Origin of the sequence: Kitasatospora sp. NBC_01300 (assembly GCF_041435235.1) — a bacterium.
Lineage (GTDB): Bacteria > Actinomycetota > Actinomycetes > Streptomycetales > Streptomycetaceae > Kitasatospora.
In genome coordinates this window covers 5,390,173-5,415,968 of the sequence record NZ_CP108408.1, presented here as the reverse complement: position 1 = coordinate 5,415,968, position 25,796 = coordinate 5,390,173, and the positions used below count along the sequence as shown (strand labels likewise).

Below are 25,796 nucleotides of genomic sequence, written 5' to 3'. Positions count from 1 at the left end.
AGGACCCGATCATGACTCTCAGCTCCACACTCACCAAGGCGCCCGCCCCGGCCGGCACCTCCCGCGCCTCCGGCCCGGCCGCCCGGGCGGCCCGCCGCCGCGCGGTGCTCAACTGGGTGGCCGTGCACTCGCTGGCCATCGCCGCCGCCCTGTTCTTCCTGCTCCCGTTCGTCTTCGCCTTCCTCACCTCGGTGATGACCGACCAGCAGGCACTCACCACCGACTACTGGCCCACCTCCTGGCAGTGGGGCAACTACGGCAAGGTCTGGGACACCCCCGGCTTCCTCACCTGGTGGCGCAACACCCTGCTCTACGCGGGCCTCGGCACCGTGCTGACCATCGTCTCCAGCCTGCCGGTCGCCTACGCGCTCGCCAAGTTCCGCTTCCGGGGCCGCAACCTGGCGCTGATGGCCGTCATCGCCATGATGATGCTCCCGCCGCAGGTCACCGTCATCCCGATGTACCTGTTCTGGGCCAAGCAGCTCGGCCTCGGCGGCTCACTCTGGCCGCTCATCATCCCGATGGCCTTCGGCGACGCGTTCTCGATCTTCCTGCTGCGCCAGTTCCTGCTGACCATCCCCAAGGAGTACATCGAGGCCGCCCGGATCGACGGCTGCGGCGACCTGCGCACCCTGCTGAAGGTCGTGCTGCCGATGGCCAAGCCGGCCATCGCCGCCGTCGCCCTGTTCCAGTTCTTCTACTGCTGGAACGACTACTTCGGCCCGCAGATCTACGCCAGCAACAACCACGAGGCCTGGACGCTCTCGTACGGCCTGGAGTCGTTCAAGGGCGCCCACCACACCAACTGGAACCTCACCATGGCCGCCACCCTCCTCGTGATGGCACCGGTGATCATCCTCTTCTTCTTCGCACAGAAGGCCTTCATCGAAGGCGTGACACTGACAGGGGTCAAGGGCTGATGTCCGCTCTCAAGTTGGCAATCGTCGGCGGCGGTTCGACGTACACCCCGGAGCTGATCGACGGCTTCGCCCGGCTCCGCGACACCCTGCCGATCGGCGAGCTGGTGCTCATCGACCCGGCCGCCGACCGGCTGGAGCTGATCGGCGGGCTCGCCCGGCGGATCTTCGCCAAGCAGGGGCACGGTGCCGTCGTCACCACCACCGGCGACGTCGAGGCCGGTGTCGCCGACGCCGACGCCGTGCTGCTGCAACTACGCGTCGGCGGGCAGGCCGCCCGCAACCGGGACGAGACCTGGCCGCTGGAGTGCGGCTGCGTCGGCCAGGAGACCACCGGCGCCGGCGGCCTCGCCAAGGCGCTGCGCACCGTCCCGGTCGTCCTCGACATCGCCGAGAAGGTCCGGCGCGCCAACCCGGACGCCTGGATCGTCGACTTCACCAACCCCGTCGGCATCGTCACCCGCGCGCTGCGCAACGCCGGCCACAAGGCCGTCGGCCTGTGCAACGTCGCCATCGGCTTCCAGCGCAAGTTCGCGACCCACCTCGGCGTCGACCCGGAGCTGGTCCGGCTCGACCACGTCGGCCTCAACCACCTCACCTGGGAGCGCGGCGTCACCCTGCTCGACGCCCCGGGATCGGCGACGGGCCGGGAGGTGCTGCCGGAGCTGCTCGCCGCGCACGGCAAGGCGATCGCCGAGGACCTGCACCTGCCGCAGCCCGTCATCGAGCGGCTCGGCGTCGTACCGTCCTACTACCTGCGCTACTTCTACCAGCACGACGCCGTCGTCGAGGAACTCAAGGTGCAGGGCTCGCGGGCCGCCCAGGTCGCCGAGATCGAGCGGCAGCTGCTGGAGATGTACGCCGACCCGGCCCTCGACACCAAGCCGGAACTCCTCGGCCAGCGCGGCGGCGCGTTCTACTCCGAGGCGGCGGTCCAGCTGATCGCCGCGCTGCTCGGCACCGGCGGCGGGACGTCCGTGCAGGTCGTCAACGCGCCGAACAACGGCGTGCTGCCGTTCCTGCCCGACGACGCCGTCATCGAGGTCCCGGCCGAGGTCGACGCGAACGGCGTCCGGCCGCTCCCCCAGCGGCCCGTCGAGCCGCTGTACGCCGGCCTCATCGCCGCCGTCACCGCGTACGAGCACCTCGCCCTCGACGCCGCCCTGCACGGCGGCCGCGACCGGGTCTTCGACGCCCTGCTCGCCCACCCGCTGGTCGGCCAGCTCGAACTCGCCGACCAGCTCACCGATCGGCTGCTCGCCCACAACCGCGAGCACCTCGCCTGGGCCTGACGGCCCGGGGCCCGGCTTCGCACCCGGGCCCCGTCCGGAAAGCTGCCCGGCCCGCGATATGAGGGTGTCGCGGGCCGGGCACTGCGAGGAGACCGATCACCCCCGGCCGGGGACAACGCCACGGCCGGGCCACGTACGAGCCGCGGGGACCTGATGACCCACCAGCCCGAACCGATCCTGCCCGGCGTCCTCGCCATCGACGCCGGCAACTCCAAGACCGACGTCGCCCTGATCGGCGCCGACGGCACCGTCCGCGGCACCGCCCGCGGCGGCGGCTTCGCACCCCAGAAGATCGGCGGCGCCGCCGCCGTCGCCGGCCTCGCCCCGCTCGTCGAGCAGGCCGCCGCCGCGGCCGGCCACCCCGCCTGGAGCGGCGTCCTCACCAGCCACGTCAGCGCCTGCCTGGCCAACGCCGACCTGCCCGTCGAGGAGGAGGCCCTGCGCGCCGCGCTGGAATCCCACCCCTGGGGCGCCAGCAACACCGTCGTCAACGACACCTTCGGCCTGCTGCGGGCCGGCACCGACGGCCCGCGCGGCGTCGCCGTCGTCTGCGGCGCCGGCATCAACTGCGTGGGCCTGCTGCCCGACGGCCGCACCGCCCGCTTCCCCGCCCTCGGCGAGCTCACCGGCGACTGGGGCGGCGGCGGGGGCCTGGCCGTCACCAGCATGTGGCACGCCGTCCGCCACGAGGACGGCCGCGGCGGCCCCACCGGGCTCTCCCGCGCCATCGCCGAGCACTTCGGCCTGCCCAGCGCCGGCGCCGTCGCCGAGGCCGTCCACCTCGGGCACCTGCCGACCAGCCGGCTGCACGAGATCGTCCGGGTGCTGTTCGCCGTCGCGGAGCAGGGCGACGAGGTCGCCCTGGGGCTGATCGACCGCCAGGCCGACGAGATCGTCCGGCTCGCCGTCGTCGCCCTGCGGCGGCTGGAACTGCTCGACGCACGGACCCCGCTGGTGCTCGGCGGCGGCGTGCTCGCCTCCCGGCAGCCGCTGCTGCTCGACAACCTGACCGCCCGTCTGGCCGAGGCCGCGCCGCTCGCCGAACCGCGGGTCGTCGTCGCGCCGCCCGTCCTGGGCGCGGCGCTGCTCGGACTCGACCACCTCGGGGCGGGCCCCGAGGCCCAGGCCCGGCTCCGCGAGGCGTACGAGGCACAACGGCCCGTCGCCGCCTGACGGTTGCACCGTTCCCCCAGACTCCCGCCGCCGCCGGATCCGCACATCCGGCGGCGGCGGGAACCACAGCCCGTGCACCAGTCGTGTAGCTGTGTGACGAGTTCCGCCGCTGTCCGGGGAGACTAGTGCCATGGCCGTGCCCCGAACCCTCATCGCCGCGCTGCTCTGCTGCACCGCCGCAGCCGCCCTCGCCGCCTGCACTCCCGCCGACTCCGCGCCCACCGTCGCCGCCGCCTCCGCCGCCGCCGTCGCCGACGGGGCGTACGACGACGAGGACGACCTGCTGGGCGACGACCTCGCCGACCCGGAGCCCAGCATGGACACCTCTCCCGCCGCCCCCGCCGCCGACTGCGCCACCCCGACCCCGACCGAACGCCCCGGGCACACCGTCCTCGTGGTCCTCGCCACCGAGGACGGCGACGTCACCGCCCAGCCCGCCCGCTACTCCTGCGACGAGGCCCGCTACGAGGGGACGGGGACGCCGGCCCGCTACGGCTTCGCGACCGCCGGGGTCGAGGCCACGCTCGTCGACCGCCCGCACGGCGACCCGACCAGAACCGTCCGGTTGGAGGACGTGCTCGGGCACCTGGAGGACTGCCTGGCCGAGCACGAACCCGACGCGCCGTACGGATGCTACGGCAACGTGTACGACGTGGTGCTGGACTCGCACGGGCGGATCATGCGGATCGGGGAGCTGGTCGAACCGTGATCCCGCCGTGGACCGGCTGAGCACGGAACCGGTTCGGGACCGGCTCAGGAGGGGGCGACGAGGCCGAACTCGTAGGCCTGGATGACCAGGTGGACCCGGTCCCGGGCGTCCAGCTTGGTGAACAGCCGGGCCACGTGCGCCTTGGCGGTGGCCACGCTGATGGTCAGCTCCTCGGCGATCTCGCCGTTGGACAGCCCGCGGCCGACCAGCGTCAGCACCTCGCGCTCGCGGTCGGTGATCCCGTCGACCGTCGCCCGGCCGGACCGGGCGGCGCGCTGCGGGCGGGCGGCGAACTCGCCGATCAGCCGGCGGGTGATGCTCGGCGCGATCAGGGCGTCCCCGGCGGCGACCACCCGGACGCCGTCGAGGATGGTCTCCAGGGCGAGGTCCTTGACCAGGAAGCCGGCCGCCCCGGCCCGCAGCGCGCCGTACACGTAGTCGTCGTCGTCGAAGGTGGTGAGGACGAGGACGTGGGTCGGCAGGCCGGGGTCGGCGGTGATCCGGCGGGTGGCCTCGATGCCGTCCATGCCGGGCATCCGGATGTCCATCACGGCGACGTCGGGGCGCAGCCGGGCGACCAGTTCCACCGCCTCGGCGCCGTTGCCGGCCTCGCCGACGACCTCCAGGTCCGGGGTGTCGGCGATGAGCACGCGCAGACCGGTGCGGATGAGCGGCTGGTCGTCGACCAGGACGACACGGATCACGGGGAGACCTCCACGGGGAGCGGCAGTCGGGCGGCGACCTGGAAGCCGCCCGCGGGGCGCGGGCCGGCGCTGAACTCGCCGTGCAGCAGGCCGACCCGCTCGCGCATGCCGGCGATGCCGTAACCGGAGCCGGCGGACGGCCCGGCGGCTCCGGCGCCGAGGTCGACGACGGTGACGGAGACCTCCTCGGGGCCGTAGTCGACGGTGACCCGGCAGTCCCGGGTGCCGGAGTGCCTGACCACGTTGGTGACCGCCTCCTGCACGATGCGGTAGGCGGCGAGGTCCACCTCGGGCGGCAGCGGGCGGGGCTCGCCGAGGCGGGTGAGCGCGACCCGCACGCCCGCGCCGGCCGTCTGCTCGACCAGCCGGTCCAACTCGCCCAGCCCCGGGGCGACCTCCATCGGCGCGGACTCCGGTTCGCCCTGGCGCAGCGCGCCGAGCATCCGGCGCAGCCCGGCCAGGGTCTCCCGGCTGGTCGCCTCGATGGCGTTCAGCGCGTTGCGGGTCTCGGCGGGCTGGGTGTCCATGACCCGGCTGCCCATCCCGGCCTGGATCGCGATGATGCCGATGCTGTGGGCGACCATGTCGTGCAACTCGCGGGCGATCCGCAGCCGTTCGGCGGTGATCGCCTGCTCGGTGACGCGGCTGCGCAGGGCCTCGGCGTGCACGCGGTTCTGCCGGACGGTGTTGCCGACCAGCCAGGCGATCGCGGCGGTCGAGGCGAACGCGGCCTGGGCGACGAAGTCGGTGTGGTAGTCGTTCGCCACCCGCCAGACCGCGAGGACGGCCACCATGGCGACCGGCATCGCGGCGGCGCACAGCGACACGGCCCGGGAGCGGGTGGCCGTGCAGTAGCCGATCGCCACCTCGGCGAGCAGCAGTTGCACCACGGCCGTCTCCTGGATCCGCATGCCGATCGTGAAGACGCACGCCGCCAGCGGGATCGCCACCGCCAGCAGCGGCAGCCGGACCAGCAGCGACGCCATCAGGATCGTGACCACCGCGGTGACCAGCAACGGCATGTCCTCGAAGTTGCCGTTGTAGCGGAACAGGTGGGCCAGCTCGTTGCTCCGCTGGAAGCCGCGGAACGTGATGACGGCCCCCCAGAACGCCGCCACCCAGACGCCCGGCGGCAGGCGCCTGAGCAGGGGCGGACGCGGGTTGGTGATCATCGCCCGATGGTAGCGGCGGCCCGTACGGCGGCACATCGGCCCGGGGGCGTAATCCCCCGGGCCGGTGCGGCGGCCGGCGGTTGTGGCCCGCGGCCCGATGCCCGGCCGGGGCCCCGGACGGCACCGTTGTCCCCGTGATCGAGATCGAGCGACTGACCAAGCGGTACGGCGCCACCACGGCCGTCGACCAGTTGACCTTCACCGTCCGGCCGGGCACCGTCACCGGCTTCCTCGGCCCCAACGGGGCCGGCAAGTCCACCACGCTGCGGATGATCCTGGGGCTGCACACCCCGACCGAGGGGACCGTCACGGTGGACGGCGTGCCGTTCGCGGACCGGCCGCGCGGACTGCGCCACGTCGGCGCCCTGCTGGACGCCCAGGACGTGCACGGCGGGCGCAGCGCCCGGGCCCACCTGTCGGCGCTCGCCCGCGGCAACCGCATCCCGCTCCGGCGGGTGGACGAGGTGCTCGCCGAGGTCGGCCTCGGCAAGGCCGCCGGGCGCCGGATCGGCGGCTACTCGCTGGGCATGAAGCAGCGGCTCGGGATCGCCGGCGCGCTGCTCGGCGACCCGCCGGTGCTGCTGTTCGACGAGCCGCTCAACGGCCTCGACCCGGAGGGCGTGCTGTGGGTGCGCGGCCTGTTCCGCCGCCTCGCCGAGGAGGGGCGGACGGTCTTCGTCTCCAGCCACATGATGGCCGAGATGGAGCACACCGCCGACCGGCTGGTGGTGATCGGGCGGGGCCGGCTGATCGCCGACGAGAGCCTGGCGGAGTTCTCCGCCCGCAACGCCGTCACCAGCGTGGCCGTCCGGACGCCCGAACTGCCGTCGCTCGCCGAGGTGTTGCGGGCCGAAGGGGCGGCCGTACGGCAGGCGGAGGAGCCGGACGGCGCGGTGGTGACCGGGCTGCCCGCCGCCCGGATCGGCGAACTCGCCCTGCGGCACGGCGTGGTGCTGCACGAGCTGGCCACCCGTACCTCGTCCCTGGAGTCGGCGTTCATGTCGCTGACCGCCGACAGCGTCGAATACCTGGCAGGAGATGCCCGATGAGTACCGCCGCCCTCGCCCCCGCCCGCCCCCGCACCGGCCCGGCCGGGCCGCGGCCCCGGTTCGGCGACCTGCTCGCCGCCGAGTGGATCAAACTGCGCTCGCTGCGGTCCACGTACTGGGTGCTGGCGCTGGCCTCGTTGGCCGCGATCGTGGTCAACCTGAACGCCGTCCACACCGACCTGACCTACATCGACCACCCCCGCCCGCCGGTGCCCGGCTTCCCGCCGTACCGGTACGACCCGCTCTTCCACGGCCTCAGCAGCATCTCCGGCGCCCTGATGGCCGTGGCGGCCGGCAGCCTCGGCGCGATCACCGTGTTCGGCGAGTACACCACCGGCATGATCCGCACCACCTTCGCCGCGGTGCCCGACCGGCGGGGCGTGGCCGTGGCCAAGGTGGTGCTGGTCGCCGGCCTCACCTCGCTCGCCGGGGCGGTGGTGTCCGCGGTGTCCTTCTTCGGCACCAACGCCATGCTGGCCTCCCGGCACGTCGGGCTCTCCGTCACCGACGCGGGCTGCCTGCGGGCCGTCCTCGGCTACGCGGCGATCGTGCCCGTCTGCGCGCTGATCGGGATGGCCCTCGGCGCCCTGCTGCGGCACGCCACCGCTTCGATCGTCTCGCTGGTCATGCTGCTGTTCATCGTGCCGATGCTGTTCGGCGGCGACCGCTACCGCTGGCTGAAGGAGATCGGCAACCACCTGCCGCTCGCCGCCGAGGGGAGGCTGACGATCAACCCCAGCTCCTCGACGACGATGGGCAGGTACGCGCCGAGCGTGCTCGACTCCTGGATCACCCTGGGCGCCTGGGCGGCCGTCGCGCTGGCGGCGACGGTGGTCCTGATGCGGCGCCGGGACGTCTGAGCCCGACGGAGCCGGGGCGTCAGGCGGCCGCGGCGGCCGCCTTGGCGCGGAAGGCCCCGAGGGTGGCGGCGGGGACGCCGCAGGCGGGGAGGAAGGCCTCGGCGCCGCCGTGGCGGGTGCGGACGCGGTCGAGGAAGACGGCCATGGCCTCGGCCGGGGCGTCGAGGAGCGGGGCGGGGATGGCGAGTTCGCGGCCCTCGGAGTCGGTGACCCGGGCGCCGCGGGCGTTGAGCGCGGTGCGGTGGCGCTCGGAGAGGCCGGCGAAGATCTGCGGCAGGGCGTCGGCGGTGCGGGCGTAGTCGGCGACGATCCGCTCGGCGGGCACGCCGAGGAGGTCCAGCAGCAGGGCGGTCAGCAGGCCGGTGCGGTCCTTGCCGGCGGCGCAGTGCAGGAGGACGGCGCCCGGGCGGGCGGCGGCCTCGACGGCGGCGGTGACGGCCTCGGGCGCGGACTCGGCCAGCAGCACGTAGTAGTCGCCGAGGTCGGCGGCGGTGGCCATGGTGCGCATCCGGGCGGCGAGGCCGTCGCCGGTGGGGTTCACCGGGGCCGCGACGACGGCTATCCCGGCGGCTTCGGCCGCGGCCCAGTCGGCGGGGTCGGTCTCGCGGGTGTCGCGCAGGTCGACGATGGTGCGGATGTCGCAGGCGCGCAGCTGGGCGACGGTCGCCTCGTCGGCGGCCGGGAACGGCTGGGCGGAGCGGTACAGCACGCCGGGGCGGATCCGCAGGCCCTCGGGGTCGCCGAGGACGGCGGAGTCGCGGAAGTTGACCAGGGACATGCGCGGGGCCTTTCGGTGGGGCCGTGGGGGGAGGGGCCGGACGTCCAGACGTGCATCGAGACATCTAGATGTCTAGTCCCTCCCCGGGGTGCGAGGCAAACCACGGTCGCCCGCACCCCTCCATCCCACCCCCGCCGACCGGTCCCGTCGAGCGGAGGGAGGGGGCGGGGTGGGCGGGCAGCGGGCCCCGCGGTGGCCGGGCCGCGGGCCCGGGGTTCGTAGGATCGGGCGTGTGGCGACGAACCCTCCCAGCACCCCGCTCTACCGACGGCTGGCCCGGCAGCTCCAGGAACGGATCGACGCCGGCGCGTACCCGGCGGGCGCCCGGCTGCCGAGCGAGCCCGAGCTGAGCGCCGAGTTCGGGGTGAACCGGCTGACCGTCCGGCAGGCGGTGGCGGAGCTGGAGCGGGCCGCCGTGGTGGAGATCCGGCGGGGCGTGGGCACGTTCGTCCGCCCGCCGGCCGTCCGCGTCTCGATCGCGGTGGATCCGCGCAGCCAGCGCTTCGACCTGGGCAGCGTGCACGCCGCGCTCCCCGACACCGGCGACGGCGAGTTCGTGCTGGGCACCCCGCCGGTGGCCGGATCGGTGGAGGACGAGGAGGCGGCCCGGCAGCTGGGCCGGGCGCCGGCCGAGCTGTCCCGGGTGGACACGGTGATCCGGCTCGGCGGGCAGGCCCGGGCCGTGTGCAGCTACTGGGTGCCGTTCGGCCCGCTGCCGGACGCCCTGGTGCGGCCCGGCCGGCCCGGGAACCTGGTGCTGGACCTGGCCCGCGCGGCCGGGGTGGAGCTGGAGTACGACTGGCGGGCGTTCGGCGCGATCGGCGCGGATCTGGCCGACGCCGAGCTGCTGGGCGTCCCGCCGGGCACCCCGCTGCTGGTCCGCGAGGGGGTCAGCTGCACCCCGGACGGTGCCCCGGCGCTGTACGTCCGGCGGCGGATCGACGGCAGCAGCGCGCGCTTCGTCCTGAACTTCCGCGAGCCCCGGCCGGAGGCGCCGTCCGGACCTGCGGCCGACGTGCCGCCCGGACCGCCGCCCGGACCTGCGCCCGGACCTGCGCCCGGACCGCGATAGCGCCAGGTCAGCCGCCCACCCCGCACCGTCCGGCGCCGTATCGATCCTGCTAATGTTCCGCGCCGGATCATCACGCGTCACGGGGGGCGGAGTACCGCGGTGTCCGAGTGGACCGAGCACGACATACCCACCGAACTCGCCGAGGCCTACCTCGGGCTGCTCGCCGACGCCTCCCGCACCGGGAGGCTGCTGCGCCGGGACGAACTGGAGTGCCTGCGCGCACTGGGCGAGCGCTGCGCCGAGGCCGGGTACGGGCTGCGCGACGTCGTCGCGCACTGCCTGTCGGCCACCCGGCGGGCCTGGCAGACGCTGCCCGGCATCACCGCGGCGGGCGGCGTCGGGGAACTGCGCCGGATCGGCGACGCCGTGCTCGCGGCGACCGAGGCCGCACTGGCCGCGCTCGGCGAGGGACACGAACGCGCGCAGCGCATGGCCGTGCGCCAACAGGAGTCCGCGCGGCGCGAGTTCATCGACGACCTGCTGTACGGCCGCAGCGACCTGGGCCTGCTGGCGGAGCGCGCGGAGCGGTTCGGGCTGCGGCTGGCGGGCGCGTACGCGGTGGCGGTGGCGGTCGGCGACACGCCGTTCGCGGACGTCCACCCGCTGGTGAACCGGGTGGAACGGGAGCTGGTCGGGCGGTTCGGCGAGCGGGACGTCCTGCTCGCCGGCAAGGACGGCCGGCTGGTGTGCATCGCCCCGGACACCGAACGCGCCGTCCTGGAGGCCTTCGCCGACCTGGCGCTGCGCCCCGGCCCCGGCTACCGCCCGGTGCTGCGGGTGGCCACCGGGCGCCGGCACTCGGGGGCCAGCGGGGTGCTGCGCAGCTACGAGGAGGCGCTGGGCGCGCTGGACTACGCGGACCGGCTGGACCTGCCGGCGCAGCAGCTGAAGGCCGAGGAACTGCTGGTCTTCCCGGTGCTGATGCGCGACCGGGCGGCGATGGCCGACCTGGTGCGCAGCGTGCTGGGCCCGCTGACCGAGGCGCGCGGCGGCGCCCGCCCCCTGCTGGACACCATCGCGGTGCAGGCGGAGGCCGCGTACGTGAACGCGGAGGCGGCCCGGCGGCTGGGGCTGAGCGTGCGCACGCTCGGCTACCGGCTGGAGCGGATCAAGGCGCTGACCGGCTACGACCCGTCGGACGCCCTGCAGCGGTTCACCCTGGAGACGGCGGCGATGGGGGCCCGGCTGCTGAACTGGCCGGAGCAGCCGCTGTAGGCGGCGGCCGAACGCCACCCGGGCGGTGCGTTCCAGGGTGTCAAAGGGCCGTAAAGATTGCCGGATCCTGGCAATGTGCGAACGCCCCCTCCGCTGTCACGATCTCCATGGCGCCGAAGTGCGGCGCCGTGGGAACAGCGGGGGAGCGTGGCCGGGATGGGGGGATTCGTCGCGGCCGCGCTGGCTTTTCCGACGGCGCTCTTCAGCTTCGCGCTGGTGGTGGTCGTCGGGTACTGGCTGCTGATGCTGGTCGGCGGCCTGGGCTTCGACGCCCTGCACGGGGGGCACGGCGTCGGACATGCCGGTCACGTCGGCCATGCCGGTCACACGGGCGACCTGGGGCACGGTGCCGGGGGGCACGCGGCCCACGGGGGGCAAGGGGCCCAGGACGGGCACGGCGCCGACGGCGGGGGCGCCCACCACCACGGAGGCGTGCTGGACGCGCTGGGGCTGGGCGGGGTGCCCGTGACGGTGGCGGTGTCGCTGCTGGTCGCGCTCGCCTGGTTCGTCAGCCTGGCCGGCACCGTCCTCACCTCGGGGGCACCGGCGCGCGGCGGCGTGTTCGCCGTCGCGCTGGTCGCCTCCTGGGCGGGCACCCGACTGCTGGTCCGGCCGCTGTCCCGGCTGTTCCCCGAGGACCGTCCGGCGACCCGGGGGGACTTCGTCGGCCGGGTCTGCGTGATCCGCACCGGCCGGGTGACGGCCGAATTCGGACAGGCGGAGGTCACCGCCGAGGACGGCTCCACCGCCACCGTCCAGGTCCGCACGCTCACCGAGGAGCCCGGGCTGGCGGCCGGCCGCACCGCCCTGATCTTCGACTACGACGCCGACGGCGAGCACTTCCTGGTGGCGCCGTTCGACCCGGCGCTACCGGGCGGCTGACTCCCCCGGGCGTCCCTTCCTCCCCCTTTACCCCCTTTGTCTCACTCGTTCCGCTTTCATCCGCTCGACTTCGCACCATCTCGTCATCTCGTCAAAGGACTCCGTGATGGACACCATCGCCGTGGGTTTCGGCATTCTCGTCGCCGTCGTACTGCTCATCGTGCTCGCCATGCTGCTGTTCGTGGGCCGCCTGTTCCAGAAGGTCGAGCAGGGCAAGGCGCTGATCGTCTCCCGCACCAAGAAGGTGGACGTCACCTTCACCGGCGCGATCGTCCTCCCGGTGCTGCACAAAGCCGAGTTGATGGACATCTCGGTGAAGACGGTGGAGATCCACCGCGCCGGCCGGGACGGGCTGATCTGCCGGGACAACATCCGGGCGGACATCCGGATCTCCTTCTTCGTGCGGGTCAACAAGACCGTCGAGGACGTCATCAAGGTCGCGCAGGCCATCGGCACCGCCCGCGCCAGCGACCCGTCCGCGATCCAGGAGTTCTTCGCGGCCAAGTTCGCCGAGGCGCTGAAGACCGTCGGCAAGCAGCTCGACTTCACCGACCTCTACACGCACCGGCACGAGTTCCGGGACCAGATCATCGCGGTCATCGGCACCGACCTCAACGGCTACACCCTCGAGGACGCGGCCATCGACCACCTCGAACAGACCCCGATGAACCAGCTGGACTCCGACAACATCCTCGACGCCCAGGGCATCCGCAAGATCACCGAGCTGACGGCGATCGAGCACGTGCGCACCAACGAGTACCAGCGCACCGAGGAGAAGGAGATCACCCGGCAGAACGTGGACGCCCGGGAGGCCGTCCTCGAACTCCAGCGCCGCCAGGCCGACGCCGAGATCCGCCAGCGCCGCGAGATCGAGACCCTGCGGGCCACCGAGGACGCGGTGATCGCCCGGGTCCAGGAGGAGGAGCGGCTGAACGCCCAGACCGCCTTCCTCCGGACCGAGGAACTGCTCGGCGTGCAGCGCGAGAACCAGGCCCGCGAGGTCGCGGTGGCGCAGAAGAACCGCGAGCGGGTGATCGCGGTGGAGAACGAGCGGATCGAGAAGGACCGCCTGCTGGAGGTCATCGGCCGCGACCGGGAGACCGAACTCGCCACCATGGCCAAGCAGAAGGAGGTCGAGTCCCGCCGGCGGGAGGTCGCCGACGTGGTCCGCGAGCGGGTGGCGGTGGAGCGGACCGTCGCCGAGCAGGAGGAGGCCGTCAAGACGCTGCGCGCCACCGAGGACGCCGAGCGCACCCGCCGCGCGGTGATCATCCAGGCCGAGGCGCAGGCACAGGAGAAGCTCGTCAAGGACATCAAGGCCGCCGAGGCCGCCGAGCAGGCCGCCTCGCACAAGGCCCGCGAGTCGCTGGTGCTGGCCGAGGCCCGGCAGAAGGCCGCCGAACTGGACGCCACCGCCAAGATCCGGATGGCCGAGGGCATCCGGGCGGAGACCGCCGCCGAGGGACTGGCCCAGGTGCAGGTGCGCGAGCAGGAGGCCGCGGCGGTGGAGAAGGTCGGCCGCGCCGAGGCCACCGTCCAGGCCGAGAAGGCGAAGGCCGCCGCGCTGGAGATCGGCGCCAAGCTGAAGGCCGAGGCCGAGGGCCTCACCGAGAAGGCCGCGGCGATGGCGAAGCTGGACGAGGCCTCGCGCGGGCACGAGGAGTACCGGCTGCGGCTGGCCGCCGAGAAGGACGTCCGGCTGGCCGGGCTGGACACCCAGCGGCAGATCGCCGAGGCGCAGTCCGCGCTGGTCGCGGCCGGGCTGGAGAAGGCGAAGATCGACATCGTCGGCGGGGACGGGGTGTTCTTCGACCGCCTGGTGCAGTCGGTGACGGCCGCCAAGAGCGTCGACGCCTTCGTCGGGCACTCGCAGACCGCCCAGGCCCTGGCCGGGCCCTGGCTCGACGGCAGCGCCAGCTTCACCGAGGACCTGACCCGAGTGCTGTCCTCGGTGTCCACGGCGGACGTGCAGAACCTGACGGTGTCCGCGCTGCTGATGCGGATGATCGGCGCCGGGGGCGGCGAGCAGGCCGGGCAGCTGCGGCAACTGCTCACCTCGGCACAGAAGTTGGGGATCGCCGAGACGTCGATCGGGACGCTGACGTCGGTCAACGGCTCCAAGTGACCACCTGACGCGCCCGAGTGCCTGACGCGCCTGAGTGCCTGACGCGCCTGAGTACCTGACGTGCCTGAGTGCCCGATCTCCTGAGCAGTCGAGAAACTGAGTAGTTGAGGAACTGACGTGGTGGACGCCGTCGACGCCCGGCTCGATGCCGGCACCTACGAGGTCCTGCGCGGCCGACTCGCCCGGTCCGCCGCCGAACTCGCGGACCGCGCGCAGGCGTTGAACGCCCGCCGGGTCGAGGAGTTCGGCGGCGGGGAGCTACGGCTGGTCGGCACCGGCCGGCTCACCACCGGCCGGGCCTGCCTCCCGCAGGACCTCACCGCCGCCGGCGGGCTGCTGCTGCTCGGCACCCGCCCGGGCAGCGCGCCCGACACCGCCGGCTCCGCCGCCTCCGCCTCCGGTTCCGGCGGCGGCCCGTCCGAGGGCTCCCCAGCCTTGGGCTCCCCAGCCTTGGGATCCCCAGGCGCCGGGCCGCTCGGGGAGGTCCTGAGCGTCCACCACCCCGACCTCACCCCCGCCCCCGCCGAGGGCACCCTGCTGGACGACCCGCGCCTGCGCCAGGACCTCGCCGACCTGCACCGCTACTTCCGCGACGCCCGACTGGAACGGCTGCGCCCCGTCGGCGGCCGCCTGCTCGCCGTCTTCCGCACCGGCCCCGCCGCCGCCGACGTCCGGGTGCTGCGCTGGCGCCCCGTCGACGACCTCGCCGACGACGGGCACCCGGCCTACCAGGACGGGCGCGGCGAACGCGACCACACCGCCGCCGACGGCCAGCAGCTCGCCTGGACCGCCCTCACCCGGGACGACCAGCTGCCCGCCGCCCCCGGCAGCCCGCCGCGCGCCGACCTCGGCGGCGAACTCCGGCTCGGCATCGACGGCGGCCGGCTGACCATCACCGCCCCCGACGGCCGCGAACTGCACCACGAACCCCTCGCCGAGGCCCTGCAGACCCTCGCCGACGCCCAGATCGCCCACGCCCGGCTCGGCACCCTGCTGCTGGTGCGCGTGCGCCCGTACCAGGAGGAGACCGTCCGGCACCTGGTCTGCCACCTGCCCACCGGCCGGGTCACCCGGATCGACGCGCTCGGCCAGGCCTGCCTGCGGCTGCCCGCCGACCAGGGCGTGGCCTTCCCCGGCGGCTGCCACCTCGCCGACGGCACCGTGCGCAGCTACGACCAGCCGGTGGACGGCCTGGCCTACGAGCGCACCCTCGTCTCACCCAACGGCGAGGACGTGCTGTACGAGTTCCGCTCCCCCGCCGACGGCCGCGCCCTGCTCCAGCCGTACAACAGCGTCCGCCAGGAGGCCGCCGCCCCGCTGCCCTGCCAGGGCTACGCGCTGCTCGCCGACGGCACCCTGATCGCCCTCCGCCCGGCCGAGGACGGGCCCACCCGGCTGCACCCCGTCCAGCTGTGGCAGACCCCGTTCACCAGCGAGCGCCACGCCGCCGCGCAGCCGCCCGGCACCGGCCCGCTCGCCCGGATCGGCAACGCCGACCTCGTCCGCGGCCTCGCCGACTGCCTCTCCCTGGCCCGGCTCGCCGCCGCCGGCGCCGACACCCCGGCCGGCCACCAGGCCGTCCTCGCCGCCTGCACCCGCACCGCCGACCGGCACCACTGGCTGGGCCAGCCCGGCCTCGGCGACCTCGCCGCCCCGCTCGCCGAGATCCGCGACACCGCCCGGCAGGTCATCGCCGAGTACGAGGCCGTCGCCGAACTCACCGCGCACGCCGCCCGGCAGACCGAACAGGCCACCGAGCACGTCGAAGGCCTGCTGCGCACCGCCCGCGGCGAGACCCTCGCCGACGCCGCCGAATGGGTCGACCGGCTCGCCGGGCTGCGCCGCGCCCAGGGCCGGGTCGAGGCGCTGCGCGACCTGCCGCGCGCCGACCCCGCCCGGATCGACGCGCTCGCCGCCCACCTCGCCGAGGGCCTGACCGAGGCCGCCGCCCGCGCCGTCGGACACCTCGCCGAACCCGAGGCCTTCGCCCCGCACCGGCGGCGCGCCGGCGAACTCGCCGACCGCTGCGCCGCCCTCGCCACCGCCGCCGAGGCCGAGCCGCTGGGCCTGCGGATCTCCGAGCAGAGCGAGGCGTTGCAGACCGTCTCGGAGCTCGTCGGCACCCTCGACCTGGCCGACGCCACCACCCGCACCGCCATCCTCGACCGGCTCGCCGACGTCCTCGGGCTGCTCAACCGCGCCCGCGCCGCCCTCACCGTCCGCCGCCGCGACCTGCGCACCCGTGAGGCCGCCGCCGAGTTCGCCGCCGAAACCGCCCTGCTCGCCCAGGCCACCACCGCCGCGCTCGCCGCCGCCGACACCCCCGAGGCCTGCGACGACCAGCTCGGCCGACTCCTGCTGCGGATCGAGCAGTTGGAGACCCGCTTCGCCGACGCCGACCCGGCGCTGGGCGAACAACTCACCGACCGGCGCACCGCGATCCACGACGCCCTCACCGCCCGCCGCCAGCACCTGCTGGAGGAACGGGCCCGCCGCGCCGACCGGATCGCCGCCTCCGCCGAACGCATCCTCGACACCCTGCACCGGCGGCTCACCGCCCTCGACACCGCGGCCGAGATCGACACCGCCCTCGCCGCCGACCCGACCGCCGTCAAACTCCGCGACCTCGCCGCCCAGTTGACCGCGCTCGGTGACCGGGTCCGGGCCGAGGAGCTGACCGGGCGGCTGCGCGCCGCCCGCAGCCGCGCCCACCGGGCCCGGCGCGACCGCGCCGAACTCGCCGGCGACGGCCCCGGCACCCTGCGGCTGGGCCGCCACCTGTTCGCCGTCACCACCCAGCGGCCCGAACTCACCCTCGTCCCCTGGCGCGGCCGCCCCGCCTTCACCCTCACCGGCACCGACTACCGCTCCCCCGTCACCGACCCGGCGTTCGCCGCCACCGAGCGCTACTGGGGCCGGCCGCTGCCCTCCGAGACCCCCGCGCTCTACCGGTCCGAATACCTCGCCGCCGGCCTGCTGCTGGCCGCCGAACCGGACGGGCTGGACGCCCTGCGCGCCGAGGGCGACCTGCTGGAGTTCGTCCGCCGCGCCGCCGAACAGCGCCCGGACGAGGGCTACCAGCGCGGCGTCCACGACCACGACGCGGCGCTGCTGCTCCGCGCCCTGCTCGAACTCCACGCCGAGGCCGGGCTGTTGCGCCACCCGGCGGCCGCCCGGGCGGCCGCGCAGCTGTACTGGGCGCACGGCGCCGACGAGCGGCAGCGACTGGTCTGGCACACCCGGGCCCGCTCGCTCGCCCTCGCGCTCACCCTCGCCCGACAGGCCTTCGGCGGCGCACCGGACTCGGGCGCGCCGGCGGCCCTGACAGCCCTGGACTCGCTGGCCGACGAACTGAGCTCCGCCGTCACGGAGTTCACCTCGTGCCCGCAGCCCGCCGGCCCGTACCTGGTGGCCGAACTCGCCGCCGCCACACCCACGTTCGCGTACGCGCCCGGGGCCGCCGCTCTGCTCGACAAGTTCCACGCCGCACCCGAGTCCGCCGGCCTCACCGAAGCGCTGGCCGCACTGCCCGCCGAGCCCGACCTGCTGCCCGCCCGGCGTCAACTCGCCCAGGCCTGGCTGGAGTCCAGCGCCGTCGACGCCGACCCCGGCGACCTCACCGAGGCCGCCGCCGCGCTCCTCTGCCCGTCCCTGCCCCGCCGGCCCGCCGAAGGCGCCACCACCACCCGCCTCACCGGCCTGCTCGGCGACCATCCCCGGCTCCCGGGCGGCGAGCTCGACCTGCGCCTCGACGAACTCCTTTCCCGTGTGGCCGAGTTCGCCGCCGCCGAGGCCCCCGGATACCGCGCCTACCAGCGGCTGCGCGCCGACCTGCTGGCCGCCGAGCACACCCGGCTGCGACTCGACCAGTACCGGCCGGCCCCGCTCAACGGCTTCGTCCGCAACCAGCTCATCGACCAGGTCTACCTGCCGCTGGTCGGCGACAACCTCGCCAAACAGCTCGGCACCGCCGACGCCGGCGGACCGGTCGACCGCAGCGGCCTGCTGCTCCTGGTCTCCCCGCCCGGCTACGGCAAGACCACCCTCGTCGAGTACCTCGCCGAACGGCTCGGCCTGCTGCTGGTCACCGTCAGCGGCCCCGCACTCGGCCACCGGGTCACCTCCCTCGACCCCGCCGAGGCCCCCGACGCCACCTCCCGCCGCGAGATCGAGAAGCTCAACTTCGCCCTGCACGCGGGCGACAACGTGCTGCTCTACCTCGACGACGTCCAGCACACCTCGCCCGAGTTCCTCCAGCGCTTCATCCCGCTCTGCGACGCCCAGCGCCGGATCGACGGGGTGTGGGACGGCGAGGCCCGCGAGTGGGACCTGCGCGGCAAGCGCTTCGCCGTCGTCATGGCCGCCAACCCGTACACCGAGTCCGGCCGCCTCTTCCGGCTGCCCGACATGCTCGCCAACCGCGCCGACGTCTGGAACCTCGGCGACGTCATCGCCGGGCGCGAGGACCTCTTCGCGCTCAGCTTCGTCGAGAACGCGCTGCCCGCCAACCCGCACCTGGCTCCGCTCGCCACCGCCGACCGCGCCGACCTGGACACCCTGCTGGCCCGCGCCACCGGCACCCCGGGCGGCACCCTCGCGGGTGCCTGGCCCGCCGCCGAGGTCGAACGGATGACCGCCGTCCTCGCCGGACTGCTCCACCTGCGCGGCACCGTCCTCGCCGTCAACCGCGCCTACCTGGCCTCCGCCGCCCAGGACGACCGAACCCGCACCGAACCCCCGTTCCTCCTCCAGGGCTCCTACCGCAACATGGCCAAACTCGCCCAGCGCCTCGACCCGGCCCTCACCCGCCCCGAACTCGACGCCCTCCTGACCGACCACTACCGCGCCGAAGCCCAACCCCTCGGCGCCGACGCCGAAGCACAGCTGCTGAAGCTGGCCGAACTCCGGGGCTGCCTCACCCCCGCCCAGGCCACCCGCTGGGAGGAGCTCAAGCACACGTGGCGGGGCTGACGGGCCCGGCGGCCGACCCGGATCCACCGGAGTCGGCCGCCGACGAGGACCGGCCGGCTACGCCCGCCCGAGGACGTCGTCCACGAGCTCCAGCCACAGGTCGAGTTCAGGCGCCGCGAGCTTGAAGATGTGCTTCGAGCCGCGCAGCCGCTCGTAGGAGGCGACCAACTGGTGGACGACCCGCTCGGTCTCGGCCGGTAGGACACCGTGGATCAGGTCGGTCCAGCGCGGCGCGTTCCTGCCGCCGTCGTAGAGCTTCTCCAGCGGAAGGACCCGGCAGGCCGTCCAGGTCACGAGCTCGGGCGCGTACTCCAGCAGCTTGTAGCAGCCCGTGTTGTGACGCTTCCGGACGCGGGCGATGGCTTTCTGCGTCTCGCGCCTGGCCTCCACCGCGACCTGGACGCTGGTCGCCCGCAGGTGCTCGTGCACGATGCTCCGGTAGGAAGCACCGGCGATGTCCGACCAGAGCGCATCCAGGCCTTCAGTGGTGTGGAGTTGATGGCTCAGATAAGGGCGCGGCGCGGCCGACAGCGCCGCGAGCGACCGGAACACGTCCGCGGGCGTGAATCCCACCGGGTGCGGCCCGGCCACGATGCCTCGCCGGGGGTCGAAGTAGCTCCCTTCCGCCTGGAACTCAGCCTGCACCGCGAGCAGGTGCGGACAGCGGGCGAGGTTGTCCTGCGGCACAGCGGAGTTGACGTAGCGATCGGTCTGGTCGCAGAACTCGCGGATCCGGTGGCGACCGTCGCCGGTCACGACGATGACCGACAGGACGGCCTTGGCCAAGTCCGCGGGCGGCAGTTCGCGGGAGATGTGGGCGATCGTGACGAGTCGCTGGAACCCGTCGAAGCACTGCACCCCCGCCAGCCCGAGCCGCCCCGCCCCGGCCGCCCGGTCCGGTTCCCAGTGCAGGCTCTGCGCACCGAGGATGATGGGGCCGACCAGCCCGAACTCCTCTGGCCGTTCGCGCAGCAGGGTCGCCAGGGCCTGGTTCCCCGGGCTGTCCGCCAAGTAGCCGCGTCGGCTTCCGAGCACGACGGCCGCATCGGGCATGGCGGCCAGGCCCGCCAGCTCGGTCGCGCTGATCTGGGTGAACCACCGGTTGCCGAACGTCGCGGCATGAAGCGCCCTGAGGATGTGGCGGTCGGGAACCCAGCCGGTCTCTGCCGCCAACGAGAGTCCTCGCCAAGCACCGAACGGTGCGGCATTGTTGTCCATGCCCGGTTCAACGTCGTAGTGGCGACCAGGTTGCGGCGCAGGACGCCCCTGTGCGGGAGAGTTTCGATCGAGTCGGACCGCGCCGGTTCGGCGACCCGGCGAGATGGCTCAACCTCCGTTCCACGATGCACGCCGGCGGCGGGGCCTTTTTACTCCCGGGAAATATGTAGACCGGTCTAGATATGGCTGCTCGATGGAGCCTGCGCACAGGAAGTCGGCTGGTCCGACTTCCTGTGCGCAACCGGTTCAGATTAAGTAGACCGACCGACATATTCTTTCGTGCCGACCAGCGCCGACCCGCTGCCCGCCTACCGTCGGCGGGCGGCCGCCAGCAGGGCGGGGACGGTGGCGAGCTTCACGCGGGGGCGGCCCTCGGCCTCGCCCCGGGCGCGCTCCGCCCGCTCCACGGCACGCAGTTCCCTGAGCCCGACGGCGTCCGGGCGACGGTGGCGGACGAGGCGGTCGAAGTCCGTGCGGCTCACCGCCGGGGCGGGCAGCGCGTGGGCCGCCGCGTCGTCCAGGAGCGCGTCCACGGTCTCGCGGGCGCACGCCCGGTTGGCACCGATCCCGCCGGACGGCCCGCGCTTGGCCCACCCCACCACGTACGTCCCGGGCAGCGGCCGCCCCGTCGCCGGGTCCACGACCCGGCCGCCCCGGTGCGCGACCGTCGCCGTCCGCTCGTCGAAGGGCAGCCCGGGCACCGGTACGCCCCGGTGTCCGATGGAGCGCACCACCAGGCCGGCCAGCAGCGTGTCCGTCTCGCCGGTCGGCTCGGCTGCCCGGCCGCCCGCGAGGGTGGTCCGGGCGACGGTCAGGCCCGTCACCCGCCCGTCCCCGGCAGAGGTGCCGGGCGCGCCGGGTTCACCAGGCTCACCGGGTTCGCCGGGTTCGCCGGGCGGGGTGGACGCGGTGAGCGCGGTCGGCGCGGACAGGAAGCGCAGCACGATCCGCCGGCCCGGCGCCGGCTCGGCGGCCCCGTCGAACGGCACCAGCGGCAGCCCGCCAAGCAGCGCGGCCCGCGACTCCGACGCGTCCGGCGCGGCGATCGTCCCGGCCGCCGCCTCGATCGCCGCCCGCACCTCCGGGTGGTCCTCGACCACCACCTCGACGCCCGGCAGTTGCCGCAGCGCCAGGAACTCCGCCTTGGTCCAGGCGGCTTCGGCGGGCCCGCGCCGGGCGAGCAGCACGACTTCCCGCACCCGGCTGCGGCGCAGCGCGGCGAGGGCGTGGTCGGCGATGTCGGTGGTGGCGAGCCGGTCGGGGTCGGTGAGCAGGATGCGCGCGATGTCGACGGCGACGTTGCCGTTGCCGATGACGACCACCCGTTCGGCGCCGGGCCCGGTCAGCTCCACCGCGTCGGCGGGCACGGTCGGTTGGGCGTTGTACCAGCCGACGAAGGTGGTCGCGGGCAGGCTGCCCGGCAGGTCCTCGCCGGGGATGCCGAGCCGCCGGTCGGCGGCCGCGCCGACGGCGTACACGACGGCGTGGTGGTGGGCGGCGAGTTCCTCGTGGGTGAGGTCGGTACCGACGTCCACGTTGAGGTGCATCCGCAGCCGGGGGTCGTGGAAGACGCCGGCGAAGCTGTCCGCGATGCGTTTGGTGGACTGGTGGTCGGGCGCGACCCCGTGCCGCAGCAGGCCGCCGGTGACGGGCAGCCGGTCGATCATGGTGATCTCGGCGCCGGTGCTGCGCAGCAGTTCCTGCGCGGTGTACCCGGCGGACGGGCCGGTGCCGACGATGGCGACGCGCAGCGTGCCGATCCCGTCGGGCAGGCTGCGCGGGAAGGTGGGCGCGCCCCAGGCGTGGTCGTTGGGGTGGTCGCGGTACCAGTCGCGGTTGAGGTCGCCGAACACGGTGTCGGGCCCGCGCAGCCGGTCGACGGGGAACACCGCGTCCACGGGGCAGGCGTCCGCGCAGGCGCCGCAGTCGATGCAGGCCGCGGGGTCGATGTACAGCATGTCGGTGGTGCCGAACTCCGGTTCGCCCGGGGTCGGGTGGATGCAGTTGACCGGGCAGACGGACACGCACGAGGCGTCGTTGCAGCAGGTCCGGGTGATCGCGTAGGCCATGGCCGGGGTGGGGTCCCTCGCTACAGGTGGTGAAGTGCGGGAATCGGAGCCTTTGTTGACGTGTCGCCTTCGACTTGTCGCTTTTGACACAACGCCTTTGACGTTTCGTCAGAGCATGTGGATGCGCCGGTAGATGGCGGCCGAGCGGCTGGTGAGCAGTCCGGTCTCGGCGAGGAACGCGATCAGGTGCCGGGAGCTGGTGCGCATCATCGCCTTGCGGTGCTCGTTGGCCCGCACTTCGGCGATCGCCCGCTGGATGTCGAGCCCGGCGGCCCGGTAGACCCCGGGGTGCACCATGCTGGAGACGATGACGTACGCGCCGACGGCGATGCCGGTGGCCGAGGCGCGGCGGCGGGCGGGGCCGGCGTGGCGCACCCGTTCGCGGATCTCCTGCCGGGCGAACTTCATGTGCCGCGACTCCTCGACGACGTGGATCCGGGAGGTGCCGCGGACGATCTCCAGGACGTTCTCGCCGCGCATCCAGTCGCGCTGCATGACGTCGAGCACCTCTTCGGCCACCAGGATGCCGCCGTAGGCGAGTTCACCCTTCGCCAGGGCCTTGAACGCGCGTCCGGCCTGGGCGATGACCTTGTTCGGCCGGTACGCGGGGACGCCCATCTTCTCGCAGGCGCGGGCGAACATGATCGAGTGGCGACACTCGTCGGCGATCTCGGTGAGCGCGAACTGGAACTCGGCGTTGGCGGGGTTCTTCAGGTACTGATCGCGCAGCACCATCTGCTGGAGGATCATCTCGAACCATATCCCGGTGTTCATGATCGAGCAGACCTCGTGCCGGGTGAGGGTGACCCGCTGCTGCTCGGTCATCTCGTCCCACAGCCGGGTGCCGTAGAGGGTGCTCCACTCGGGGTTGAGGCCGTAGTGGTCGGCTGGGAGCGGTGCGTCCCAGTCGATCTCGGTCGAGGGGTCGCAGGAGAGGGTCGCGGCGGACTCCAGCAGCCGCTTCGAGACGTCGTCGTCGGCCACGGTGTGGCCGTGCGCACCCGACGCCCGCCCTGCCGCCGCGTTGGTGAGAGCCATGGCTGCCTCCAGATGCCTGCCCCTACGGGTGCCCGCTCACCCGCTTATTAGACGGACAGTACAATAAGAGCTCGCCGCCGAGAACCCCCTGCGCAGCACCGGACGGCGCACGACCACAACTCCCGCGCCCCTTCCCGTCCGTGGCCTCCGCCCGGCCGCCCCCTCCACCCCCCGGATACAGTGAGGCGTGATCACCAACCAGCCCGGCGCGGGTCCGGAGCGCGTCGCCCCCACCGGCATACGGAACTTCCGCGACGCCGGCGGCGTCGGCTCCCTGCCGCGCGGTGTGCTGTACCGCTCCGCCGCCCTACACGCCCTGCACGGCCTGCACGGCCTCTCGGCGGAGGGCACGGACACGCTGCGGCGCCTCGGCCTGCGGACGGTCGTCGACCTGCGCAGCGACCCGGAGGTGGCGGAGCGCCCGGATACCGTCGACCTCGTCGACGCCCGGTACCTGCACGCACCGGTATTCGCCGAACGGCGATGGCCCATCGATCAGTTGGAGCTGTACCCGCTGATGGCCGAGCGCGCCGGCACGGCGGCGGTGGCCGTCCTGCGCCGCCTGCTCGCCGACGGGGGCGAGGCCGCGCCGGTCCTGGTCCACTGCGCCTCGGGCAAGGACCGCACGGGCGTCGTCGTCGCCGTCCTGCAGACGCTGCTGGGCGCCTCCGAGGCGGAGGTCCTCCAGGACTTCCTGCGCTCGAACGACGAACTGGGCCTGACCGACCCGCCGCCGGCCGGGGCCGCGCACAACGCCCTGCCCGTACGCGAAGTGCATCTGCGGCGCGCGCTGCTGTCGATCCGGAGTCACCACGGATCGGTGGCGGAGTACTTCCTCGCACACGGCGCGCGGGCGTCGGAGCTCGCCGCGGCACGGCGGATCCCGGCCTGAACGAGCGCCCGGGCAGGGGCCGTTGAGTCCTCCGAACGCCCCCGCCCGGTCCTGCGCCTAGCGCCTCCGGCCGCACCGCCCCTGGTTGCGCGCTACGCGGCGCCCAGCGCCTGCCGCAGTGCCTCGGCCGCCTCCGCCGTCGCCTCCCGGAAGCGGTGGCCGATGCCGAGGTAGCTGGCGTAGCCGTGAATGAGGTCCGGCTGCCGGCTCAGGCGCACCGTCACCCCGGCCGCCTTCAGCGCCTCGGCGTACGCCTCGCCCTCGTCCCGCAGCGGGTCGAAGCCCGCGGTGCCGACGTACGTGGGCGGAAGCCCGGACAGGTCGGCGGCGAGCAGGGGCGACAGGCGCGGGTCCGTCCGGTCGGCCGGCGCAGGCGCGTAGCGGTCCAGGAACCAGTCCATGTCCGCGCTGGTCAGGAAGAACCCGTCGGTGAACAGGTCGCGCGAGGGCCGCCGTACGGAGGCGTCGACCGCCGGGTACAGCAGCAACTGGAACACCGGCGCCGGACCGCCCCGCCGCACCGCCACCTGCGTGGTGACGGCCGCCAGGTTCCCGCCCGCGCTGTCGCCGCCGATCGCGATCCGCTCCGGATCCGCGCCCAGGTCGGCCGCCTTGGCGTACGCGAAGTCGAACGCGGCCAGCGCGTCGTCCGCGGCCGCCGGGAACGCGTGCTCGGGCGCGCGCCGGTACTCCACCGACAGCACCCGTACCTGCGCCCGCTGCGCCAGGAACCGCACCACGTGGTCGTGGCTGGCCCGGCTGCCGACCACCCAGCCCCCGCCGTGCAGGTACACCAGCAGCCCGGAACCCGCCGCCAGCCCGCCCGGCGTGTACAGCGTGGCCGCCAACTCGCCGTACTCCTGCGGGATTCCGACGTTCCGGACGGATACCGGCTGGATCGTCGCCCCGCCCACCAGGTACCGCGCGTGCTCCATCGCCTCCCGCGACGGTCCGACCCCGGCGGGCAGCACCAGGGCGGCCTTCGACAGGCGCTGCAACTTGAGGATCAACTGTGCGTCCAGCGAGAGTACTTGACCGTCCCGCACCACCGGCGCGCCCGCGATCGCCCGCCGCAGCCCCTCCGGCAGCGCGTACGCGCCCCGGACGACGGCGGACTGGATCCGGACAGGGAAGGGAATCGCCATCTCTGCTGCCTCCTGGAGCCTCACCCGGAGCCCTCGACCGGGGGCTCGGACCGGGAGCCCATGATGGGCCCGGCCCACCCCGGGCGGAAGCCCCCCTCGACGCCCCCTTCACCCACCCTCGACCGCCGACGCCCCCTCCGGCAAGGAATATGTAGACCGGTCTACATTTTCTCCACCGCTGCCACTTCCACCGCCTCCGTCCGCACAGGAAGTCGGCCAGGCCGACTTCCTGTGCGCGCACCACTCGGGCGGCGGCAAGGAATCAGTAGACCGACCGACATATTCTGCTGCGGCACTCGCTACGGCCGCACAGAAAGTCGACCGAATCGACTTCCCATGCTTCCCGCGCCTCGTCACAAAATCAGTAGACCGACCGACATATTCTTCCCGAACGCCCAACCCACCCTTGCGCTGTCCCCCTTCGGTCAGAGTCGGCGACGGGCCCTCCACATGGGCGAGCGACTTTCTTCAGGAACCTTTCCGCGCCCGACCGGCCTGACCAACCCGACCGCTCA

Annotated in this window: 19 protein-coding genes; 12 read left to right on the top strand and 7 right to left on the bottom strand. The window is 74.0% G+C overall.

The window, feature by feature from the left end; all coding sequences use genetic code 11:
* Window positions 1-11 precede the first annotated feature (11 nt).
* The 4 genes from OG556_RS24055 (at window position 12) to OG556_RS24040 (ending at window position 4,091) form a co-directional block, all read left to right on the top strand.
* Window positions 12-920, top strand: a complete 909-nt coding sequence (locus OG556_RS24055) for a carbohydrate ABC transporter permease (protein ID WP_371519194.1) — start codon at window positions 12-14, stop codon at window positions 918-920.
* The gene (locus OG556_RS24050) at window positions 920-2,209 is read left to right on the top strand and encodes a 6-phospho-beta-glucosidase (protein ID WP_371519192.1); all 1,290 of its coding nucleotides are present in this window, start codon (window positions 920-922) and stop codon (window positions 2,207-2,209) included. Before OG556_RS24055 ends, OG556_RS24050 begins: the two co-directional genes overlap by 1 nt.
* 153 nt (window positions 2,210-2,362) lie before the next feature.
* Complete coding sequence (locus tag OG556_RS24045) at window positions 2,363-3,382, top strand: N-acetylglucosamine kinase (RefSeq protein ID WP_371519190.1); 1,020 nt, start codon at window positions 2,363-2,365, stop codon at window positions 3,380-3,382.
* Between the two features lie 130 nt (window positions 3,383-3,512).
* The gene (locus OG556_RS24040) at window positions 3,513-4,091 is read left to right on the top strand and encodes a hypothetical protein (protein WP_371519188.1); all 579 of its coding nucleotides are present in this window, start codon (window positions 3,513-3,515) and stop codon (window positions 4,089-4,091) included.
* Between the two features lie 44 nt (window positions 4,092-4,135).
* Here the strand turns inward: OG556_RS24040 and OG556_RS24035 are convergent, their stop codons facing one another.
* Complete coding sequence (locus tag OG556_RS24035) at window positions 4,136-4,795, bottom strand: response regulator (protein ID WP_371519186.1); 660 nt, start codon at window positions 4,793-4,795, stop codon at window positions 4,136-4,138.
* The gene (locus tag OG556_RS24030) at window positions 4,792-5,967 is read right to left on the bottom strand and encodes a sensor histidine kinase (RefSeq protein ID WP_371519184.1); all 1,176 of its coding nucleotides are present in this window, start codon (window positions 5,965-5,967) and stop codon (window positions 4,792-4,794) included. The genes OG556_RS24035 and OG556_RS24030 overlap by 4 nt, the downstream gene beginning before the upstream one ends.
* Before the next feature lie 134 nt (window positions 5,968-6,101).
* Between OG556_RS24030 and OG556_RS24025 the strand changes: the two genes are divergently transcribed.
* Window positions 6,102-7,016, top strand: a complete 915-nt coding sequence (locus OG556_RS24025; RefSeq protein WP_371519182.1) for an ABC transporter ATP-binding protein — start codon at window positions 6,102-6,104, stop codon at window positions 7,014-7,016.
* Complete coding sequence (locus OG556_RS24020; protein ID WP_371519180.1) at window positions 7,013-7,876, top strand: ABC transporter permease; 864 nt, start codon at window positions 7,013-7,015, stop codon at window positions 7,874-7,876. The genes OG556_RS24025 and OG556_RS24020 overlap by 4 nt, the downstream gene beginning before the upstream one ends.
* A 19-nt stretch (window positions 7,877-7,895) precedes the next feature.
* Here OG556_RS24020 and OG556_RS24015 read toward each other — a convergent pair whose 3' ends face one another.
* Window positions 7,896-8,654, bottom strand: a complete 759-nt coding sequence (locus OG556_RS24015; RefSeq protein WP_371519178.1) for a tyrosine-protein phosphatase — start codon at window positions 8,652-8,654, stop codon at window positions 7,896-7,898.
* Window positions 8,655-8,886: 232 nt separating this feature from the next.
* Between OG556_RS24015 and OG556_RS24010 the strand changes: the two genes are divergently transcribed.
* The 5 genes from OG556_RS24010 (at window position 8,887) to OG556_RS23990 (ending at window position 18,919) form a co-directional block, all read left to right on the top strand.
* Entirely contained in the window at window positions 8,887-9,726 is an 840-nt protein-coding gene (locus OG556_RS24010; RefSeq protein ID WP_371519175.1) for a GntR family transcriptional regulator, read from the top strand.
* A gap of 99 nt (window positions 9,727-9,825) precedes the next feature.
* Entirely contained in the window at window positions 9,826-10,941 is a 1,116-nt protein-coding gene (locus tag OG556_RS24005; protein WP_371519173.1) for a PucR family transcriptional regulator, read from the top strand.
* 156 nt (window positions 10,942-11,097) lie between these two features.
* Entirely contained in the window at window positions 11,098-11,823 is a 726-nt protein-coding gene (locus tag OG556_RS24000; RefSeq protein WP_371519171.1) for a hypothetical protein, read from the top strand.
* A 106-nt stretch (window positions 11,824-11,929) separates the two neighbouring features.
* Entirely contained in the window at window positions 11,930-13,948 is a 2,019-nt protein-coding gene (locus OG556_RS23995) for a flotillin family protein (RefSeq protein WP_371519169.1), read from the top strand.
* 117 nt (window positions 13,949-14,065) lie between these two features.
* Entirely contained in the window at window positions 14,066-18,919 is a 4,854-nt protein-coding gene (locus OG556_RS23990; protein ID WP_371519167.1) for a DNA repair ATPase, read from the top strand.
* 57 nt (window positions 18,920-18,976) lie between these two features.
* Here OG556_RS23990 and OG556_RS23985 read toward each other — a convergent pair whose 3' ends face one another.
* The 3 genes from OG556_RS23985 to OG556_RS23975 form a co-directional block, all read right to left on the bottom strand.
* Window positions 18,977-20,137 carry a hypothetical protein gene (locus tag OG556_RS23985; protein WP_371519165.1) on the bottom strand — a complete coding sequence of 387 codons (1,161 nt, stop codon included), beginning with the start codon at window positions 20,135-20,137 and terminating at the stop codon, window positions 18,977-18,979.
* 308 nt (window positions 20,138-20,445) lie between these two features.
* On the bottom strand, window positions 20,446-22,206 hold the full coding sequence (locus OG556_RS23980; protein WP_371519163.1) for an FAD-dependent oxidoreductase: 1,761 nt from the start codon (window positions 22,204-22,206) through the stop codon (window positions 20,446-20,448).
* Window positions 22,207-22,314: 108 nt separating this feature from the next.
* A complete protein-coding gene (locus OG556_RS23975) occupies window positions 22,315-23,244 on the bottom strand; it encodes a diiron oxygenase (protein WP_371519161.1) in 930 nt (309 codons plus the stop codon).
* Window positions 23,245-23,431: 187 nt separating this feature from the next.
* On the opposite strand from OG556_RS23975, the gene OG556_RS23970 reads away from it, so the two are divergent.
* The gene (locus OG556_RS23970) at window positions 23,432-24,136 is read left to right on the top strand and encodes a tyrosine-protein phosphatase (RefSeq protein WP_371519159.1); all 705 of its coding nucleotides are present in this window, start codon (window positions 23,432-23,434) and stop codon (window positions 24,134-24,136) included.
* Between the two features lie 92 nt (window positions 24,137-24,228).
* Here the strand turns inward: OG556_RS23970 and OG556_RS23965 are convergent, their stop codons facing one another.
* Window positions 24,229-25,281: an alpha/beta hydrolase gene (locus tag OG556_RS23965; protein WP_371519157.1), complete on the bottom strand. Its 1,053-nt coding sequence runs from the start codon at window positions 25,279-25,281 to the stop codon at window positions 24,229-24,231.
* Between the last annotated feature and the right edge of the window lie 515 nt (window positions 25,282-25,796).